Source organism: Embleya sp. NPDC020886 (assembly GCF_044333915.1).
Classification (GTDB): domain Bacteria; phylum Actinomycetota; class Actinomycetes; order Streptomycetales; family Streptomycetaceae; genus Embleya.
The window spans coordinates 1-19,534 of sequence record NZ_JBIRRX010000014.1 but is presented as its reverse complement, the minus strand read 5'-3'; the positions used below and the strand labels follow the sequence as shown (position 1 = coordinate 19,534).

Sequence of the window (19,534 nt, the reverse complement as noted above, 5' to 3'; positions counted from 1 at the left end):
CCCGCGTCCGGTGCTCGCTCACGCCGTACCGTCCTCACCCGTCGTCTGGCCCGGCAACACCGGCTGTCCACCCGGCACGCCGCACAGCGGGCGATCCGGGTCGTGCCGCAGCAGCAACACCGCCACGTCGTCGTTGAGACTGCCCCCGTGCAGGTCTTCCACCGCGGCGACCGCCGAATCGATCAGGTCGTAGCCGAAACGACCGGCCGCCAGCAGCCGGCCGATCAGCGGCAACAGGCCGTCGGTGCCCAGCCGCTCCGGGCCCGGGCCGATCCGGCCCTCGATCAACCCGTCGGTGTACAGGAGCAGCGACCAGTCCGTGCCCAGCTCTATCGACTCGTAGCTCCACCGGCCGTCCGGGAACAGGCCCAGCGCGGGGCCGGTGGCGCTCTCCGACAGCGGCGCGATGCCCTTGGGCGTGAGCAGGAGCGGGGCCGGATGACCCGCGAGGTAGACCTGGCCGCGCCGCCGGTCGGGCTCGATGATGGTCATGCACAACGTGGCGAACATCTCGTCCGAACGTCGCTCGTGCTCGAAGATCCGCTCCAGCGTGGTGAGCAGCTCGCCGCCGGTGAGGCCGGCGAAGATCAGCGAGCGCCAGGCGATCCGCAGGTTGACCCCCAGGGCGGCCTCGTCCGGGCCGTGGCCGCAGACGTCGCCGATCATCACGTGCACGCGCCCGTCGGCGGTCTGCACCGCGTCGTAGAGGTCTCCGCCGAGCAGCGCGCGTTGTCGCCCGGGGCGATAGCGCGCCCGGAAGTCCAGCGAGGGGTCGCGCAGGATCGGGGCGGGCAGCAGCCCGCGCTCCAGGCGCGCGTTCTCCTGCGCGCGCAGCTCCGACTCGACCAGCCGGCGCTGTGACTCGTCGGCTCGCTTGCGCTCCAGGGCGTAGCGGATCGCCCGGGACAACAACGAGCCGTCGATCTCCTGCTTGACCAGGTAGTCCTGGGCGCCGGCGGCCACCGCGGCCGAGCCGCGATGGGCGTCGGACAGGCCGGTGAGCACGATCACCGCGGTGCGCGGCGCGAACAGCAGCAGCCGGTGCAGCCCGTTGAGGCCCTCGGCGTCGGGCAGGCCCAGATCCAGCAGGACACAGCCGATGTCCTCGCCGAGCTTGACCATGGCCTCGGCCATCGACCGGGCCCAGACGATCTCCATCGGATCCGGCGAGTCGGCGAGCAGTTCCTCGACCAGGAAGGCGTCCCCCGCGTCGTCCTCGATGAGCAGGACACGCAGCGGATGCGCGGCGGCCTGGTCCGGTACCGGGGCGGCGGGCATCGGTACCGCGCGGTAGCCGGTCCGTTCGACCGCTCCGCCGTCGCCGTACGCGGGGCGCACGCCACCACCTCCGGGATTGATGTCGCCGCACGAATCGTTGTCGTTAGGCAATCGAAAAAGGACGATAGCGTGGCCGGGCGCGAGCGGGTAACCGTACGCCGCGCGTCCCCACCCCGGTCCGCCGAACAGGGCCTAGTCCCGGCCGCGGGCTCGGTGCGCCGCGTCGCGCAGTACGGCCAGGGATCGCACGAGCGAATCCAACTCGTCCGCCTCCAGATGTATCAGGACTTTGGCCAGGGCCTGTCGTCGAGCCGAGCGCAGCTCCGCCACGAACTCGACCCCGTCGGGCGCCAGCCGCAGCACCACCTCGCGGCGGTCGGTCGCGCTCAGTTCGCGCACCAGCAGTCCGGCCCCCTCCAAGCGGTCGCACAACCGGCTCGCCGAGGACGGGATGGCCCGCAGTCGGGCGGCCAACATGTTCAGGTTGATGCCGTCGTGGCCGGCGATCACGAGCAGGGCCCGCAGTTGGGACGGGGACACTCGGCCGATCAGTTCGCCGTGTGCGTGGGTGCGTACCGCGGCCATCCACTCGCACAGTGCGTCCACACGATCGAGCAGCTCCGCGGATAGGTCCCCTTCTCCTCGGGCCACGGACATCCGGCCACTGTGCCGGCAAATGCGGTGGGCGCGCCACGTCCGGGCCGGCAGGCTGCCGTCCATGACACGCATGACGTTGGTCCGCGGCGACATCACCGAACAGCACGTGGACGCGATCGTGAACGCGGCGAATTCGTCCCTGATGGGCGGTGGCGGGGTCGACGGCGCGATCCACCGCAAGGGTGGTCCGGAGATCCTGGCCGAGTGTCGGGCGCTGCGCGCGGCCGAACTGGGCCGCGGCCTGAAGACGGGCGCCGCGGTGGCCACCACCGCGGGCCGGCTCCCGGCACGGTGGGTCGTGCACACGGTGGGTCCGGTGTACAGCCACACCGAGGACCGGTCGGCGCTGTTGGCGTCCTGCTACCGCGAGGCGCTGCGGGTGGCGGACGACCTCGGGGCGACCTCGGTGGCGTTTCCGGCGATCTCGGCGGGTGCCTACGGCTGGCCGCTGGAGGACACGGCGCGGATCGCGGTCGAGACCGTGCGGGCGACGCCGTCCGGGGCGGCGGAGGTGCGGTTCGTGTTGTTCGAGGCGCGGGCATATGTCGCGTTCGAGCAGGCGGTCGCGGCGCCGTAGGTCCCGGGCGTACGGGTGGGCCGGACCCGAAGGCCCGGCCCACCCGTGCGTCCGGATCTCGTCAGGTGCCGGTCGAGCTCGCCTTGGCACTGCCCGAGGGGGAGCCCGACGTCGAGTTGTTCGGCGTGCCGGTCGACGGCGGCGTCGAGGTGGGCGGCTTCGAACTCGGCGGCGGCGTGCTGGGCGGCTCGGTGGTCGGCGCCGTGGTCACCGGCGGGGTCGTCACGGGCGGCGTGGTCACCGGTGGCGTGGTGACCGGGGGCTTGGTCACCGGCGGCTTGGGAGTCACCGGCGGGGTCGGGACGTTGGGGATCGCCGGGGCGTTCACCGTGCCCGCTCCCGCGTCGGGACGCACCACGCCCAGGATCGGCATCGAGCCGGCGTTGGCCACGGTGATCGTGCGGCCCGGCCGCGGCGCGTGCACGATCTTGCCGTTGCCCAGGTACATGCCGATGTGGCTGGCGTCGGAGTAGTAGACGATCAGGTCGCCCGGGCGCATGTCGGCGACCGCCACGCGCGGCAGTGAGGCCCACTGCTCCTGGGAGGTGCGGCGGATCGGCACGCCCGCGAACGCCCACGCCTTCGAGGTCAGACCGGAGCAGTCGTAGCCCACGGGCCCCACGCCGCCCCAGATGTAGGGCTTGCCGATCTTGTCGATCGCGAACGCGATGGCCAACGCGGCCTTGGCGGTGGTCTGTTGGTCCGGCTTGCCGATCAGGGTGTTGAGCTGGGCCTGGCCGGCCTCCGCGGACAGCGCCTCCATCCGGGCCAGTTCGGCGAGTTGCTCGGGGGTCAGGCCCGCCAGGATCTTCTCGGCCTCGGTGATCCGGTTCTGGATGTCGGTCCGGGTGGCGGCGGCCTCCTGCTCCAGCCGACGGCTCTCGGCGAGCTGGGTGTCCGCGCTCTTTTGCATCGCGGTGAGCTGGAGTTCGGCCTGCTTGGCCCGGGTGATGGTGTCCAACTGCGTCTGCGAGATGTGCTCGTACGCGGGCGCGTCGCGCAGGAAGTTCTGCGGGTCCGCGGACAACATCAGGGTGAGCAGCGGGTCCATGCCGCGGGTGGTGTACTGCAGCCGGGCCAGCCGGCCCAGGTCGTCCTTGGCCTTCTCGACGTTCTGCCGGGCCCACACCACGCCCGCGTTCACGTCGTTGACCTTGACCTGGGTGCGACCGAGTTGTTCGGTGGTGGCGTTGAAGCGCTCGGTGGCCTGCTCGGCCTGGCGGTACAACTCCTGCACCCGGGCCTGGGCGGCCAACAGGTCCTGCACGGACGTGATCGTGGTGTTGGCGGCCGGCGGCACGGGCGGTACGGGCGGGACGCCCGGGTCCGCCCACGCGTTGCCGGCGAACAGGGCCGCACACAACAGGGCCACGCCGCAGGCGGTCACAGCCCGGGTTCGCAGACCGATTCGGCCCCCGAGTTTCACCATGCTTTCGCCCTTTCGGAACTCGATGCTCGCCTGCGACGTATGGGCCGATTCCATCCGACGACGTCGATTCGAACCGGAACCGGTGTTCTCGGGACGGCAGTTCCCAAGGACCGACTCAGCGTCGGATCCTTGCATGTTCCGGCGACGATGGGCAGGGGAGAATTCGTGATCGTCCGGTTATCGGAACGGACGAATCAAGCTATTAACGGACGACACGCCGAGCCGAACCGCGGTCAAGTGAACGCGGTGTGCTCAAGATTTCATGTGCCGTTCCGGATCGGACACGAGTCACCGGAATGTATCAACAGCGCCGATTGATATGTCGGCCCCCCGCGGAGCCACCGCGGACCACGCCACGGTCACCTCGCCCTGCCGCCGCCGCCCCGGCCGGTCGCACACCGGCCAGTCCCGGGCCAGGGTCTCGATCGCCGCGAGCCAGCGCTGCCGGGCGCCGAACGCGGCCAGCGGCGCGTGCAGATCCCAGGCCCGGTCGAACGCGGCCAGGAACGCGTGCACCGGCTCGCCCGGCACGTTGCGGTGGATCAACGCCTTGGGCAGCCGCTCGGCCAACTCGGACGGCCGTTCGAAGCCGGCCAGCCGGGTGGCGAAGGTGACCGTGCGCGGGCGCGCGTCCGACCCGATGCCCAGCCACACCGCGCGCCGACCCAACTCGTCACAGGTGCCCTCGACGAGCACCCCCGCCGGGGCCAGCCGCGCACACATCCGGGCCCAGGCCGCCGGCACCGCGTCCTCGTCGTACTGCCGGAGCACGTTGAACGCCCGGATCGCGGTCGCCGAACGGCCGACCGGCAGCGGCACCTCGAAGCCGCCGCGAGCGAAGCGCAACCCGTCCTCGGCATGCGGCAGCGCCGCGGCCACCCGCTCCGGATCGATCTCGAACCCCACCACCGCGACGTCGGCGCGCACCGTGCGCAACCGGCGGAACATTTCGAGCGTGGTCACCGGCGACGCGCCGTAGCCGACGTCGACCACCAGCGGATCGGCCGCGTCGCGCAACAACCCCCCGTGCACCCCGGTCAACCACCGATCCACCCGGCGCAGCCGATTCGCGTTGGTGGTGCCTCGGGTGATCACCCCGCTGGGCCGCGTCCGGGATGCGGCTCGGACGCCCGCACCCGGGGTGCCCGATTCCGACGTGCCGCGCGTACCCATGCCCGCAGGGTAAAGGAAGGCCCCCGCGCGCCCCCGCGAGCGGTCCGGATCACACTTTGCCGGGGAATCCCCTCCGACCCCGATGGGTTGGTTCTTGAGTTGGGCCGCGAGGAAGGCGATGGGCGGTCCACGATCGGTAGTAGCTCTGCATGACTAGTAGCTCTGTGTACACGTGGTAGCTCTGTACACCGGACGACAACACGACACGGGGCCGGCCTGGGAGGTCAACGAGTGAGCCACCACGTCCAGCGCGCGATCACATTGGGAGCGCGCCGGGGGGCACCTCGTCGAATCGCGACGCTGAGCGTTCACACCTCCCCGCTGCACCAACCCGGCACCGGCGACGCCGGTGGCATGAACGTCTACATCGTCGAACTGAGCAAGCGGCTGGCCGCGCTCGGCATCGAGGTGGAGATATTCACCCGAGCCACCGGCAGCGACCTGCCGCCGGTCGTCGAGATGGCACCGGGAGTCCTGGTCCGACACGTGACCGCCGGGCCGTACGAGGGCCTGTCCAAGGAGGACCTGCCGGCCCAGCTCTGCGCGTTCACCTCCGGGGTGCTGCGCACCGAGGCGATGCGCGACCCGGGGCACTACGACCTGGTGCACTCGCACTACTGGCTTTCCGGCCAGGTCGGCTGGCTGGCCAAGGAACGCTGGGGCGTGCCGCTCGTGCACACCATGCACACGATGGCCAAGGTCAAGAACGCCTCGCTGGCCGGCGGCGACGCCCCCGAGCCGCGGGCCCGGGTGATCGGCGAGTCCCAGGTGGTCGAGGCGGCCGACCGGCTGGTGGCCAACACGATCGAGGAGGCCGATCAACTGATCGACCTCTACGACGCGGCCCCCGAACAGGTCGCGGTGGTCAACCCCGGCGTGGACCTGGAGACCTTCCGTCCCGGTGACATGGCCGACGCGCGCCGCCGGCTGGGCGTGCCGGTGGACGCCACGGTGATCCTGTTCGCCGGACGCATCCAGCCGCTCAAGGCCCCCGACGTGCTGCTGTACGCGATCGCCCACCTGTTGCAGGCCGACCCCACGCTGCGCGACTCGCTCGTGGTCGCGGTGGTCGGCGGGCCCAGCGGCAACGGCATGGCGGCGCCGGAGCACCTGCACAAGCTGGCCGCGACGCTGGGCATCCACGACGTGGTCCGATTCCAGCGGCCGGTCCGCCAGGACGTGCTGGCGGACTGGTACCGCGCGGCCACCGTCGCGGTGGTGCCCTCCTACAACGAATCCTTCGGTCTGGTGGCCATCGAGGCCCAGGCCTGCGGCACCCCCGTGGTCGCGGCGGCGGTCGGCGGCCTGCCCACCGCCGTACGCGACGGTGTCTCCGGCACCCTGGTGCGCGGGCACAACCCGGTGGACTACGGCCTGGCCCTGCGCGACCTGATCCGTGCCCCCCGGTTGCGCGAGGACTACTCCGACGGCGCGGTCCGGCACGCGGCGGCGTTCGGCTGGTCCTCGGCGGCGGCCTCGATGGCCGAGGTCTACGCCGACACGCTGGCTCGCGCCGCGGCCCCGCGTGGACGGGTCGTGGGCGGGCAGTAGCGTCGAGGCGTGTCCGGTTCGCCGGACCGGGTCCGGGTGTCGAGACGAATGGGTGGATCGTGGGAGCCGAACAGGATCGGGCCGTGGAAACCGTCCGCGCGGCCCTGCGGGACGCCGGCATCGAATGGGAGCAGTCCGCGCCGAACACGTTCGTCGCGGTGCTGCCCGGGACCCGCAAGCTCAAGACGGCGCTCGCCCTCACCGTGGGCGCGCACACCCTGGCGCTGAGCGCGTTCGTGGTCCGGCACGCGGACGAGAACCACGCGGCCTTCTACCGCTGGCTCCTGGAGCGCAACGTGCGGATGTACGGCGTGGCCTTCGCCGTCGACAAGCTCGGCGACGTCTACCTGAACGGCCGGCTGCCGCTGGCCGCGGTCGGCGCCGACGAGGTCGACCGGCTCCTGGGCGTCGTGCTCCAGGCCGCCGACGACAGCTTCAACACCCTCCTGGAGATCGGCTTCGCCACCTCGATCCGCCGCGAATGGGACTGGCGCGTCGAACGCGGCGAATCGTTGCGCAATCTGGAGGCGTTCGCCCGCTTCGCGGCCCCGGAGAACCGCGGGCAATAGCCTGCCGCACCGGTGGATTACGCTCCTTGCCATGGCTGATGCTCCGTACAAATTGGTACTTCTGCGCCACGGCGAAAGCGAATGGAACGCCAAGAACCTCTTCACCGGCTGGGTCGACGTCGACCTGACCGAGAAGGGTGAGAAGGAGGCCGCGCGCGGCGGGCAGTTGCTGCTCGACGCGGGCGTGCTGCCGGACGTTCTGCACACCTCGCTCCAGCGCCGCGCGATCCGCACCGCCCAGCTCGCGCTGGACGTGGCCGACCTGAACTGGCTGCCCGTGCGTCGCTCGTGGCGGCTCAACGAGCGTCACTACGGCGCCCTCCAGGGCAAGGACAAGAAGCAGACCCTGGCGGAATTCGGCGAGGAGCAGTTCATGCTCTGGCGCCGTTCCTACGACACCCCGCCGCCGCCGCTCGCCGACGACGACGAGTACTCGCAGTTCGCCGACCGCCGGTACGCGTCGCTGCCGGAGGAGATCCGGCCGCGCACCGAGTGCCTCAAGGACGTCGTCGAGCGCATGCTCCCGTACTGGTACGACGCGATCGTGCCGGATCTGCTCGGTGGCGACACCGTGCTGGTCGCCGCGCACGGCAACTCGCTGCGCGCGCTGGTCAAGCACCTGGACAAGATCTCGGACGCGGACATCGCGGGCCTGAACATCCCCACCGGCATCCCGCTGCTGTACGAGCTGGACGCGCACCTGCGCCCGCTCACCCCGGGCGGGCGCTACCTCGACCCGGAGGCCGCGGCGGCCGCGATCGAGGCGGTCAAGAACCAGGGCCGCAAGTAGACCCGAACATCGGGTGAACAACCCGTCGGCTTCGTACGGGGCGCCCACCTGTCACGGAAGGGGTCGGGCGCCCCGCACGCGCCGGGCTGTGGGCCCGAGCGCCGGTTCAGCGACCGCAACTGCCCCCGCAATTGCACGCGGAACCGGACTTACAGCCGCAGCCGCAGCTGGACGGGCAGTTGCAGCCCGGTGTGGGGGCCTGCGGCTGGGGCGGGGTCTGCGGGTCGGGCATGACGGCCTCCGAACGATCACCGGTGACAGGCGTGGCGCACGGATGAACGACACATGAAGATCTGCACGATGGACCCTCTGGACGGTTTCACCCGTTCGGAGCAGCTCTACCCTGGAACATGTGGACGTGAACGTTGCTGCTGCCGCTTTGGCCGCTGTATCCGGATTGGCCGTGGGTGTGGCCGGCACCCTGGCCTTCCGCTGGAGTGAGCGCGCCCAGGGCAGAGGCACGGCCGCGGCACCCGCCGCGGCCCCGTCGTTGCCGCCCGGCGTGGCCACCGTGTTGTCGGTGCTGCGCTCCTCGGCGGTGGTCCTGGACGAGTTCGACACCGTGGTGAAGGCGAGCTCGGCCGCCTACAAATTCGGCCTGGTCCGCGGTGACCAACTGGTGCCCGACGATCTGCTCGCGATGGCGAAGGAGACCAGACGCGACGGCGAGATAAGACAACGGGACCTGTTGTTGGCCCGTGCCGACGGCGAGGCGCACGAATTCGAGGTGTCCGCCCGGGTCGCCCCGCTGGGATCGCGGCTGGTGCTGCTGCTGGTCGAGGACCGGACCGAGGCCCGGCGGGTGGACGCGGTGCGGCGCGACTTCGTGGCCAACGTGAGCCACGAGCTCAAGACCCCGGTCGGTGCGCTGTCGCTGCTGGCCGAGGCGGTCATGGACGCCAGCGACGACCCGGAGGCGATCATCCGCTTCGCGGGCCGCATGCAGATCGAGTCGGCCCGGCTGACCAATCTGGTGCAGGAGCTGATCGACCTGTCCCGGGTGCAGAACGACCATCCGCTGCACCACGTGGGTCCGGTGCCGCTCGACGAGCTGGCGGCCGAGGCGGCCGACCGCTGCCGACAGGCCGCCGAATCCAAGCAGATCACCCTGGCGATCGGCGGCGATCGTGATCTGATCGTGCCGGGAGACCACAATCAACTGGTGATGGCACTGGGCAACCTGGTCGAGAACGCGGTCAACTATTCGCCCGCGCGGACCAGGGTCGACATCGAGGTCAGAGCCGAGGCGCGGATGGCCGTCATCACCGTTTCCGACCAGGGGCTGGGCATTCCCCAGCGCGACCTGGATCGTATTTTCGAGCGGTTCTACCGCGTCGATCCGGCCCGTTCGCGGGCCACCGGCGGTACCGGCTTGGGCCTGTCCATCGTCAAGCACATCGCGGCGGGCCACGGGGGAGAGGTAACCGTGCGCAGCCTGGAGGGTGTGGGATCCACCTTCACCCTGGTGCTGCCCTTCAAGTCCAGTACCTCTCAATCGATGTCGATCACATCGACCACCCCATCCATGGAGGCTTCCCGATGACCCGTGTGCTCGTCGTCGAAGATGAAGAGTCCTTCAGCGACGCGCTGTCGTACATGCTTCGCAAGGAAGGCTTCGAGGTGGCCGTCGCCGCCACCGGACCCGAGGCCCTGGAGCTGTTCGACCAAGGCGGCGCCGATCTGGTGCTGCTCGACCTGATGTTGCCCGGCCTGCCCGGCACCGAGGTGTTCCGCGGGCTCAGGGCCAAGTCCAATGTGCCGGTCATCATGGTGACGGCCAAGGACAGCGAGGTGGACAAGGTCGTCGGCCTGGAGATCGGTGCCGACGACTACGTCACCAAGCCGTATTCCACCCGCGAGTTGATCGCCCGGATCCGCGCCGTGCTGCGGCGCCAGGGCGGCGAACCCACCGACGAGCCCCGGGCGATCGAGGCCGGGCCGGTGCGACTCGACGTGGAGGCGCATCGGGTCACCGTGGAGGGTCGGCGGATCGATCTCCCGCTCAAGGAGTTCGACCTGCTCGAAGTGTTGCTGCGCAACGCGGGCCGGGTGCTCACCCGGATGCAACTGATCGACCGGGTGTGGGGTGTCGGCTACGTCGGCGACACCAAGACGCTGGACGTGCACGTGAAGCGGCTGCGCGCCAAGATCGAGCCGGACCCGGGCGCCCCGCGCTACCTGGTCACGGTGCGTGGCCTCGGGTACAAGTTCGAGCCCTGATCGGGCCGGGGCGGTGTCGCCCCCCCCGATCGACGACGGCGCCCGCGCCGCCCCCGTTCTTTGGGGCGGCGCGGGCGCCGTCGTGTCCGCCTGTCGTGCGGGTGCCGGGTGTGCTCAGCCGCCGGCCGGGGCCGACGAACTGTTGCGCGGCGTGCCGGTGCTGCCGACGTTGCCCGTCGTGGCATTGGCCGCGCCGGTGGCGGGCGCCCCCGTGTTGGGCGCGCCCGTGGCGGGGGCTCCCGTGGTGGGCGCCGCCTGGGTCGGCGGGGCGGGCGGGGCCGGCGGCGGCGGGGTGAACGCCGGGGTCGGCTTGAGCTGCGCGTAGTAGCTCGTGGGCGCGTGCACGGACACGTCCAGCGACGTCTCGCCGGCGGTACCGAACGCGAAGGTCACCCGGCGGAACGAGCCGGCCTCCACCTTGTCCGCGTTCGGGAAGACCAGCGGACCGAGGTAGGCCCTGCCCTGCGGGCTGTCCTTGGACATGCCCTGGGGCGGGTCGACCATGTACACGGCGCCACCGGCCGGGATGGTCAGCGGACCGCCCAGGGCCTGCCCCGCGCCGTCGACCGTCACCTTGGTGACCGTCTCGGGCTTGGTGCCCTCGTTGAACAGCGCACCGCCGAGCGCGACCAGGTGCTTACCCGGGTCGCCCGTCACCAACTGAACGTTCTGGATCTTGAGCGAGCCGAATGCCGCATTGGCGGTGTCGGGCTTGATCTCGTTCGTCTCGGCGTCCTTGCCACTGGCGCAGCCCGCGGCCAGAGGAAGGACGACGGCGACGGTGGCGGCGAGGGCGCCGCGTCGAAGGCTGCGGCTCACGGCGGCGGCATCTCCTTGATGATCTTGGATCGAGGAACCGGTCAGGACGACCGGGGACAGCGTACTCAGCCCGGGCGGACGACTTGTACGCGGCTCACCGCGCCGACACTCGGCTTCGATCGGGTCGCGACGGGGTGCCGATCTCGAACGTGGGATCGGCACTGATGGGGCCCCAGTGACATATGGGTCGCCCGAGAGCGCTCGGCTCGCGACCGGGAGGAGCTGTTTGCCCTGTTTGTTCGAGTCCTGCGGGTGTGGGGTTCCCTGTCCCAGCACGGCCACTGGCCCGTTGTCAAGCCCCGACTAAGGCTCTGACCTGCGCAAACGTCATTCAGTAGGGGCGTGTCCCGTGTTACCCTAGAAAGCCACGGAAGGGGTACCTGTCACATGACGTTCAAGGTTGGCGACACCGTGGTCTACCCCCATCACGGGGCCGCGCTGATCGAGGCGATCGAGCAGCGCACGATCAAGGGTGTGGACAAGACCTATCTGGTGTTGAAGGTCGCCCAGGGTGATTTGACCGTCCGCGTGCCTGCGGACAATGCGGAATTCGTCGGTGTTCGGGACGTGGTGGGCCAGGAAGGGCTCGACCGCGTCTTCGAGGTGCTGCGCGCTCCGCACACCGAGGAACCGACGAACTGGTCACGACGTTACAAGGCGAACTTGGAAAAGCTCGCTTCCGGTGACGTTATCAAGGTCGCGGAGGTCGTGCGCGATCTATGGCGCCGCGAGCGTGACCGCGGCCTGTCGGCAGGCGAAAAGCGCATGCTGGCAAAGGCTCGGCAGATCTTGGTGAGCGAGTTGGCGCTCGCCGAGAACACGAACGAGGACAAGGCCGAGGCCATCCTCGACGAGGTTCTGGCCTCCTGAGCCGTAGGATCCGCCCGTCGGTGACGGACGGATCCGCCGGTGCGGTGTCGGCGCCACATGGCGTCGGCGCCCGGGTGGTTTGAGGGGACTTCGTTGAACGCTGCGGTCCTTGTGCCCGCTGCAGGGCGTGGTGAACGGCTGGGTCCCGGTGCGCCCAAGGCGTTGCGTGAGCTTGGGGACATCCCGATGCTGGTGCACGCCGTCCGGTCGCTGTTGGCCGCCCGCGGGGTAACCGTGGTCGTGGTCGCCGCACCGCCGGACGGTGTCGCCGGTGTCCGGGATCTTTTGCGTGCGCATTTGCCCGCACAATCACCCGTCCGGGTGGTCGCGGGCGGTGCGACACGCCAGGAATCGGTGCGATTGGCGCTGGCCGCCGTGTCGCCCGATCACGACGTCGTGCTCGTGCACGACGCCGCGCGGCCGTTCGTGCCGGCCCGGGTGGTGGAGGCGGTGATCGCCGCCGTCGCCGAGGGGGCCGACGCGGTGGTGCCCGCGTTGCCCGTGGTGGACACGGTCAAAGAGGTTTCCTCGGTCGAGGGTGCGGAGACGGTGGTCCGCACGGTCGACCGGTCGCTGCTGCGCGCCGTACAGACCCCGCAGGGCTTTCGACGGGCCGTGTTGGCGCGCGCGCACGCCGAGGCCGGCGGGTTCGGTGGCGAGGGCGCGACCGACGACGCGGGCATGGTCGAACGCCTCGGCGGCACGGTCGTGGTGGTGCCCGGATCCGAAGAGGCGTTCAAGGTGACCCGCCCGTTCGATCTGCTGCTCGCCGGTGCGCTGTTGGCACGTCGTGCGGAAGCGGCGGGGTCGGCGATCGGCGCGGAGAGTACGGAGATCGACGTTGTCCGGTGAACACACACCCCCGGTCGTGCTGCCCCGCACCGGGATCGGGGTGGACGTGCACGCCTTCGCGGAGGGCCGCGAGTTGTGGGTGGCCGGTTTGCACTGGCCCGGGGAAACCGGGCTGGCCGGACACTCGGACGCCGACGTGGCCGCGCACGCCGCGTGCGACGCGTTGTTCTCGGCGGCCGGAATCGGCGACCTGGGCGCGCACTTCGGCACTTCACGGCCGCAGTGGTCGGGGGCGTCCGGGGTGACCCTGTTGACCGAGGCGGCGCGGCTGGTGCGCGCGGCCGGGTTCGAGATCGGCAACGTCGCGGTGCAGGTGATCGGGGTGCGACCGAAGGTGGGCCGGCGTCGGGCCGAGGCCGAGGCCGCGCTGTCCGCCGCGGTCGGCGCGCCGGTATCGGTGTCGGGCACCACCACCGACGGGCTCGGGCTGACCGGGCGGGCCGAGGGAGTGGCCGCGATCGCCACCGCGTTGGTGGTGGCGACCGGGCGATGATCGTTGCCCGAAGCGAGGGATAACGGTGAACGCCACGCCGCCCCGACGCTCTAAGCTTGCGCGTGTGAGCATGCGCCTGTACGACACCAGCACCCGCACGGTCCGGGACTTCGTGCCGCTTGTCGAGGGACAGGTCTCGATCTACTTGTGTGGTGCCACCGTGCAGGCGCCGCCGCACATCGGGCACATCCGATCGGGGCTGAACTTCGACGTGCTGCGCCGGTGGTTCGCCCACCGCGGCAACGACGTCGTGTTCTGCCGCAACGTCACGGACATCGACGACAAGATCATCGCGAAGTCCTGCGCGCAGGAGATTCCGTACTGGCAGGTCGCCCAGACCAACGAGCGCGCCTTCGCGGACGCCTACGCCGCGCTCGGCTGCCTGCCCTCGACGGTGGAGCCGCGGGCGACCGGGCACATCCCCGAGATGATCGCGATGATGGAGCGGCTGATCGCGACCGGGCACGCCTACCCCTCCGGTGGCGACGTCTACTTCGACGTGTCCTCTTTCCCCGCCTACGGCGCGCTCTCCGGCCAGAAGCCGGACGCGATGCGCGAGGCGGAGGACGCCGGAGCGGGGGCGGCGGGCAAGCGCGACCGGCGCGACTTCGCGCTGTGGAAGTCGGCCAAGGCCGGCGAGCCCTCGTGGGATGCGCCGTGGGGGCAGGGTCGTCCGGGGTGGCACCTGGAGTGCTCCGCGATGGCGCACAAGTACCTCGGGCCGGCGTTCGACATCCACGGCGGCGGGCTCGATCTGGTGTTCCCGCACCACGAGAACGAGATCGCCCAGTCCAAGGCGGTGGGCGACCCGTTCGCCAACTATTGGATGCACAACGCCTGGGTCACCCTCAGCGGTGAGAAGATGAGCAAGTCGCTCGGCAACTCCGTGCTCGTGACGGAGATGCTCAAGCAGTGGTCCCCGCTGGTCCTGCGGTACTACCTGGCCACCCCGCACTACCGGTCGATGATCGAGTACAGCAGGGAGGCCCTGCGCGAGGCCGAGGTCTCGTTCGGGCGGATCGAGGGTTTCCTGGAACGCGCGGGCGAGCAGACCGGGGTGATCGAACCGGCGGCGGAGGTGCCGGCGGCGTTCGCGGCGGCGATGGACGACGACCTGGGTGTGCCGCAGGCGATGGCGGTCGTGCACAACACCGTGCGCGACGGCAACACCGCGCTGGCGGCGGGCGACAAGGACGCCGTCGTGCGGCACGCGGCGGACATCCGGGCGATGCTGGGCGTGCTCGGCATGGACCCGCTGTCGGAGCAGTGGACGGCGGGCGCCTCGGCCGGCCGTTCGGACGAGCTGCGCGGGGTGGTCGACCACCTGGTCAAGCTCGCCCTCCAGCAACGCGAGGCGGCGCGGGCCCGCAAGGACTACGCCGCGGCGGACGCGGTCCGGGACAGCCTCACGGCGGCCGGGATCGTGGTCGAGGACACCCCCAACGGCCCCCGGTGGACGCTGCACCGGGACTGAGTGGAAGGGCCCGTCGGGGCCCGACGAGAACGTGCCGTCACGGCCGGATCGCCACGAGGTGGCGGGCCGGCCGTACGGTTGTAGTGGCGGTTGCCCTCCGGGGCGACCGGGGAACGCAACGCTGCTGTCGAAGCGGATGTTGCCGTCGAGGCAACGTTGCCGTCGAAGCCGACGTTGTTGTGAAGCAAAACGCTGCTGTTGAAGCAATCGAAGGGATGTACCCGTCATGGCCGGCAACACGGAGCGCCGTAACAAGCGCAACGAGGGAAGCAAGAAGGGGCCCTCGGTCGGCACTGGTGGGCACAGCCGCCGGGCGCTCAAGGGCAAGGGCCCCACCCCGCCCGCGGAGATGCGCAAGGGGCACGCCAAGCAGCGCGCGGCCAACGCCGCCGCCAAGCGCAAGGCCTCGGCACCGGCCGCTCGGCGAGCCCCGGGCGGTCGTCCCGGGCGCGGGGGCAAGAGCTCGAACGAGCTGGTCGCGGGCCGCAACTCGGTGCTCGAGGTGCTGCGCGCGGACGCGCCGGCCACCTCGTTGTTCATCGCGCAGTACATCGACAGCGACGACCGGGTGCGCGAGGCGATGAAGATCGCCAACGTCCGGGGAATTCCGCTGATGGAGATCCCGCGTCCCGAACTGGACCGGATGACCGACGGCGCGATCCACCAGGGCCTGGTCCTGCAGATGCCGCCGTACGAGTACGCACATCCGGACGACCTGGTGGTCGAGGCGCAGGACCGCGGCGAGACGCCGATCATCGTCGCGCTCGACAGCGTCACCGACCCGCGCAACCTCGGCGCGGTGATCCGCTCCGCGGCGGCCTTCGGCGGCCACGGCGTGGTCGTGCCGGAGCGGCGCGCGGCCGGGATGACCGCGGGCGCCTGGAAGTCCTCGGCGGGTGCGGCCACGCGTGTGCCGGTGGCCCGGGCGGCCAACCTCACCCGCGCGCTGGAGGCGTACAAGAAGGCGGGTCTGACCGTGGTCGGCCTCGCCGCCGACGGCGACATCTCGCTGGAGGAGCTGGCGGCGGCGACCGATCCGATCGTGGTGGTCGTCGGTTCCGAGGGCAAGGGCCTGGGTCGCCTGGTCCAGGAGACCTGCGACATCACCGTGCGGATCCCGATGGCGGGCGGCAACGAGTCGCTCAACGCCGGTGTCGCGGCGAGCATCGTGCTCTACGAGGTGGCCAGGCGCCGCGCGGAGTAGCCGCGCAGTGTAGTGCCGTACGGGGGCGGTCGGGGCCCGCATCGGGTAATACGCGAAGGGCCGCATCCTCGGGGGACCTCGCACGGTTATTGATGCGTGGACACCAGAACGGAAGGCAGCTTCGGCGGTGCTGTCGGGCTGTTGCCCTCGCCCCCGGCGGTGCGCGATCCAGGCGATCCGGCGTCGGTCGCCACCCCCACCAAGACCCTGCGGGTGGTGATCGCCGGCCCTCGGACCGGCGGCGCCCCCGTGCCCGGAGCGCGCGGTCCGGCGGACGACGCCACCGCGCGGCTGCCGGCGATCCGGGACGACATGCCCCGGCGGCGGGTGCCGCCGGCGCGTCGCGAGCCGGGCGCCGGGCGCGAGCGGGACGGCACCGCGACCTCGATGCCCGGGCACGGGCGCCGGGCCACCCTCCAGGGCGGCACGGTGCTGTTGCCGCTGCGGCTGTTCCTGGGTGGGGCGTTCCTCGTCGAGGGGTTGCGCAAGCTCTACGCGCCGGGCTTCCTGGATCCGAGCTCGACCGATTCGTTCGGGCATCGGATCGGGGTGCTGCGCGAGGGCAGCCTGTCGCCGTCGGTGATGGACCTGGCCGCCGATCACGCGATCGGGGCGGGCCTGCTGTTCGCCTTCGGACAGGTGGTGGTCGGCTTCGCGGTCGTGCTGGGGTTGTGGACCCGGCTCGCGGGCCTGCTCGGCATGTTGTTGTCGCTGGGCGTACTGATCGCGGTGGGCAGCGGCTCCTCGCCCTATCACGCGCCCTACGTGGTGTTCCTGGCCGCGTTCAGCCCGCTGGCGTTGGCGGGAGCGCCGATGTACTCGGCGGACGCGTGGTTGTCGCTGCGCACCTGGCGCGGCCCGATCATCACGCCCGTGCGGGCCCGGCGGCGCAAGCTCGGCTACGGCTCGATGCTGGCCTGTGCGGGGGTCGGCGTGACGCTGCTCGCGGGATCGTTGCTCGGCGGCGGTCACCGGCAGCTCGACGAGTCGGACACCGGGCGGGTCGGCGACCGGGAGGGCCCCGCCGCCGCCTCCACCGCCCCGGTGGCTCCCGGGCCCGGGCAACACGGCGGCCCGGTGGACACGCAGCTCCGTCCGCCGGTGAACGAGCCCTCGGCGGCGCCGGTGCCGGGCACCGGCCAGAACGCCCAACCGCCGATCCCGCCGCGCCCGACGAGCACGTCCTCGCCCACGACCAGGACCGGCACGGGCACGAGCACGGGAACGGGCACAGGCACGGGCACGGCGCCCGCACCCGAAAGCGGCACCAAGGCACCCCGCCCCTCCGCCCCGTCCGCCGGCTCGCCCGGCCCGGCAGGCTCCCCGGCCGGCTCCCCGGGCACGGCCCCGAAGCCGGCGGGGAGCAAACCACTGGGTGGGTTGTTGGGGTGAGGCTTCTTGGGGTGAGGTTTGTTGGGGTGCTTTGCTGGGGCGGGGCTGAGTCGTGAGCGGAGCGAGTGGGTGGCCCGGGTCGCGGGTGCGATGGGCGGGGCGGCCCGGGCCGGGCTGGGGCGTGGGCCGGGCCCGCCACCTGACCTGAGTCGTGGGCGGGGCGAGTGGGTGGTCCGGATCGGGGGTGCGGCGGGCCGGGTCGGGTCGGGCCGTGAGTCGGGTCCGACGCCTGGTCCGGGTCGTGAGCGGAGCGAGCCGGTGGGCGGTGTTTGCGGGCCGAGCCCGACACCCCGGGCGAGGTCGTGACCTTGCTCCGCCGAGACCCGGGCCGAAGTCGTGAGCGCAGCAAGCCGGTGAGCAGTGGTCGTGGGCTGGGCCGGAAGCCCGGGACGAGGTTGCGAGCGGGCCGGCGCGAAACGTACGCCGAGTCCGACACCCGGGCCGGGGTCGTGAGCGGAGCGAGCGGGTGGGCGGTGGTCGCGCGTCGGGCCCGAGCCGAGGTCGCGAGCGCAGCGGGCAGGCGGGCGGGCGGCGGTCGCGGGCCGGGCCCGAGACCCGGGCCGAAGTCGTGAGCGCAGCAAGCCGGTGAGCAGTGGTCGTGGGCTGGGCCGGAAGCCCGGGACGAGGTTGCGAGCGGGCCGGGCGCGAAACGCACGTCGAGCCCGACATCTGGGGTGGGGTCGTGAGCGGAGCGAGTGGGTGGGCGATGGTCGCGGGCCGGGCCCGACACCTGGGGCGGGGTTGTGAGCGGAGCGAGCCGGTGGTCCCCGGTCGCAAGCTGGGCTCGACGCCCGAGCCGGGGTCGTGAGCGGAGCGGGCAGGTGGGCGGCGGTCGCGGGCCGAGCCCGAGACCCGAGCCGAAGTCATGAGCGCAGCCAGCCGGTGAGCAGCGGTCGTGGGCTGGGCCGGACGCCCGAGCCGGAGTCGTGAGCGCAGCAAGCGTGCGGGCGCGAAACGTAAGTCGGGCCCGACACCTGGGGCGGGGTCGTGAGCGGAGCGAGTGGGTGGGTGGTGGTCGCGGGTCGGGCCCGAGACCCGGGCCGAGGTCGCGAGCGCAGCGGGCAGGCGGGCGGTGGTCGCGGGTCGGGCCCGACGCCCGAGCCGGAGTCGTGAGCGCAGCAAGCCGCTGGACCCCAGTCGCGGGCCGAGCCCGACGCCCGAGCCGAGGTCGCGAGCGGGGCGAGCCGGAAGACCCCGGTCGTGAGGCGAACAGCACAACCGGGCCGGGGTCGTGAGCGGAGCGAGCGGGTGGGCGGCTTTCGGCGATGCAGCGCTGCTTTTTATTGGGCGCCTTCGGCGCCGGCTCGCGAGGCACCACTTTTTGCTCCCCCGCTGACGCTCCTCCGCAAAAAGTGGCCCCTCGCTCGTGACTTCGTGTCCCTTCGCTTCGCTACGGGCCACGAAGTCAAAGTTCTGCGGCTCCGCCGCTCTCCGCGCTTCGCGCGTCGATCACCGGGGTGAGCCCAAGTCGGGGGCGCTGACGCGCCGGGGGTGGGGCGGGTGGGCGCGGGGCGCGAGTGCAGCGAGGTGGGGGTGGAGGGGCTGGTGGGCTGGAGTCGTGGGCAAGGGGACGGGCCGACCCGAGTCGTGAGCGCTGCGAACACTCGGGTTTGGCTGCGAGTGTGGTGGCTGGTGGGCCGGGGCGCGGGGTGGGTGGGTCGGCTCGGGTCGCCGGTGTTGGAGACCGGTGGAGTCGGGTCGTGAGGAGTGCGAACGAAGCCGACCCGAGTTGCAAGTAGAGCGAATGCGCCGACTCGGGCGCGAGCGCAGTGGGTTGGCGGCCGAAGTCGTGGGTGCAGTGGGTTGGTGGGCCGGAGTTGTGTGCGGGGGTGGCCCGGGTCGTCGGTGCTGCAAGCCGGTGGAGTCGGGTCGTGAGGGCTGCGGGCAAGGCCAATTCGGGGAGCGAGCGCGGCGAACGGGGCGACCCGGGTTGTAGGTGGGGCCACCAGGTGGGCGGGTGTCGGGAGTAAGGCGGTTCGGGCGCCGGATTCGGGTTCGTGGCCAGGGTCGGGTGTGTGTGGTCGAGAGCGCGACGTCACGAGGTGTCAGGTGGTGTCGCGTCGGGGGTGTGGCCCTATTCACGAGTGGGTTTGAGGTGCCCCGCGTTTTCCGGACGCCTTGTTCGCTGTCCTTTTATGCGGCGAGTCCGAGCTCGTGGTGGTTTTGCAGGGCTTCGAGTGGTGTGC

Annotated in this window: 17 protein-coding genes; 12 read left to right on the top strand and 5 right to left on the bottom strand. The window is 71.5% G+C overall.

From position 1 onward, the window contains the following. Nucleotides 1–18: 18 nt before the first annotated feature. Nucleotides 19–1,338: a PP2C family protein-serine/threonine phosphatase gene (locus ACH4U8_RS35545; RefSeq protein ID WP_395782495.1), complete on the bottom strand. Its 1,320-nt coding sequence runs from the start codon at nt 1,336–1,338 to the stop codon at nt 19–21. 132 nt (nt 1,339–1,470) lie between these two features. Then, on the bottom strand, nt 1,471–1,935 hold the full coding sequence (locus tag ACH4U8_RS35540; protein WP_360319324.1) for a MarR family transcriptional regulator: 465 nt from the start codon (nt 1,933–1,935) through the stop codon (nt 1,471–1,473). Between the two features lie 61 nt (nt 1,936–1,996). On the opposite strand from ACH4U8_RS35540, the gene ACH4U8_RS35535 reads away from it, so the two are divergent. Beyond that, nucleotides 1,997–2,512, top strand: coding sequence for an O-acetyl-ADP-ribose deacetylase (locus tag ACH4U8_RS35535; protein WP_395782494.1), 516 nt, complete (start codon nt 1,997–1,999; stop codon nt 2,510–2,512). Between the two features lie 61 nt (nt 2,513–2,573). On the opposite strand, the gene ACH4U8_RS35530 is transcribed toward ACH4U8_RS35535, so the two are convergent. Together ACH4U8_RS35530 and ACH4U8_RS35525 are read right to left on the bottom strand one after the other, a co-directional pair. After that, nucleotides 2,574–3,941, bottom strand: a complete 1,368-nt coding sequence (locus ACH4U8_RS35530) for an NlpC/P60 family protein (RefSeq protein WP_395782493.1) — start codon at nt 3,939–3,941, stop codon at nt 2,574–2,576. Nucleotides 3,942–4,229: 288 nt separating this feature from the next. Then, the gene (locus ACH4U8_RS35525) at nt 4,230–5,114 is read right to left on the bottom strand and encodes a class I SAM-dependent methyltransferase (RefSeq protein WP_395782492.1); all 885 of its coding nucleotides are present in this window, start codon (nt 5,112–5,114) and stop codon (nt 4,230–4,232) included. A 231-nt stretch (nt 5,115–5,345) separates the two neighbouring features. Between ACH4U8_RS35525 and mshA the strand changes: the two genes are divergently transcribed. From mshA to ACH4U8_RS35500, 5 genes are all read left to right on the top strand, one after another. Then, nucleotides 5,346–6,665 carry a D-inositol-3-phosphate glycosyltransferase gene (gene mshA, locus ACH4U8_RS35520; protein WP_360319332.1) on the top strand — a complete coding sequence of 440 codons (1,320 nt, stop codon included), beginning with the start codon at nt 5,346–5,348 and terminating at the stop codon, nt 6,663–6,665. A gap of 83 nt (nt 6,666–6,748) precedes the next feature. Then, nucleotides 6,749–7,234, top strand: coding sequence for a YbjN domain-containing protein (locus ACH4U8_RS35515; protein ID WP_395782491.1), 486 nt, complete (start codon nt 6,749–6,751; stop codon nt 7,232–7,234). Between the two features lie 31 nt (nt 7,235–7,265). Next, on the top strand, nt 7,266–8,024 hold the full coding sequence (locus ACH4U8_RS35510; RefSeq protein WP_360319334.1) for a phosphoglyceromutase: 759 nt from the start codon (nt 7,266–7,268) through the stop codon (nt 8,022–8,024). Nucleotides 8,025–8,376: 352 nt separating this feature from the next. Then, on the top strand, nt 8,377–9,567 hold the full coding sequence (locus ACH4U8_RS35505; RefSeq protein WP_360319336.1) for an ATP-binding protein: 1,191 nt from the start codon (nt 8,377–8,379) through the stop codon (nt 9,565–9,567). After that, nucleotides 9,564–10,244, top strand: a complete 681-nt coding sequence (locus ACH4U8_RS35500; RefSeq protein ID WP_020552235.1) for a response regulator transcription factor — start codon at nt 9,564–9,566, stop codon at nt 10,242–10,244. The genes ACH4U8_RS35505 and ACH4U8_RS35500 overlap by 4 nt, the downstream gene beginning before the upstream one ends. 114 nt (nt 10,245–10,358) lie before the next feature. Here ACH4U8_RS35500 and ACH4U8_RS35495 read toward each other — a convergent pair whose 3' ends face one another. Continuing rightward, nucleotides 10,359–11,063, bottom strand: coding sequence for a hypothetical protein (locus tag ACH4U8_RS35495; protein ID WP_395782490.1), 705 nt, complete (start codon nt 11,061–11,063; stop codon nt 10,359–10,361). 387 nt (nt 11,064–11,450) lie between these two features. Between ACH4U8_RS35495 and ACH4U8_RS35490 the strand changes: the two genes are divergently transcribed. From ACH4U8_RS35490 to ACH4U8_RS35465, 6 genes are all read left to right on the top strand, one after another. After that, nucleotides 11,451–11,933 carry a CarD family transcriptional regulator gene (locus ACH4U8_RS35490; RefSeq protein ID WP_020552233.1) on the top strand — a complete coding sequence of 161 codons (483 nt, stop codon included), beginning with the start codon at nt 11,451–11,453 and terminating at the stop codon, nt 11,931–11,933. A gap of 57 nt (nt 11,934–11,990) precedes the next feature. Further along, complete coding sequence (gene ispD, locus ACH4U8_RS35485) at nt 11,991–12,785, top strand: 2-C-methyl-D-erythritol 4-phosphate cytidylyltransferase (protein WP_395782489.1); 795 nt, start codon at nt 11,991–11,993, stop codon at nt 12,783–12,785. Next, nucleotides 12,775–13,278, top strand: coding sequence for a 2-C-methyl-D-erythritol 2,4-cyclodiphosphate synthase (ispF, locus tag ACH4U8_RS35480; protein ID WP_360319342.1), 504 nt, complete (start codon nt 12,775–12,777; stop codon nt 13,276–13,278). The genes ispD and ispF overlap by 11 nt, the downstream gene beginning before the upstream one ends. Nucleotides 13,279–13,342: 64 nt before the next feature. Beyond that, the gene (cysS, locus tag ACH4U8_RS35475) at nt 13,343–14,752 is read left to right on the top strand and encodes a cysteine--tRNA ligase (protein ID WP_360319344.1); all 1,410 of its coding nucleotides are present in this window, start codon (nt 13,343–13,345) and stop codon (nt 14,750–14,752) included. Between the two features lie 226 nt (nt 14,753–14,978). Next, nucleotides 14,979–15,956, top strand: coding sequence for a 23S rRNA (guanosine(2251)-2'-O)-methyltransferase RlmB (rlmB, locus tag ACH4U8_RS35470; RefSeq protein WP_360319346.1), 978 nt, complete (start codon nt 14,979–14,981; stop codon nt 15,954–15,956). Nucleotides 15,957–16,052: 96 nt separating this feature from the next. Then, nucleotides 16,053–17,348, top strand: a complete 1,296-nt coding sequence (locus ACH4U8_RS35465; protein WP_395782488.1) for a TQO small subunit DoxD — start codon at nt 16,053–16,055, stop codon at nt 17,346–17,348. Nucleotides 17,349–19,534: the final 2,186 nt, after the last annotated feature.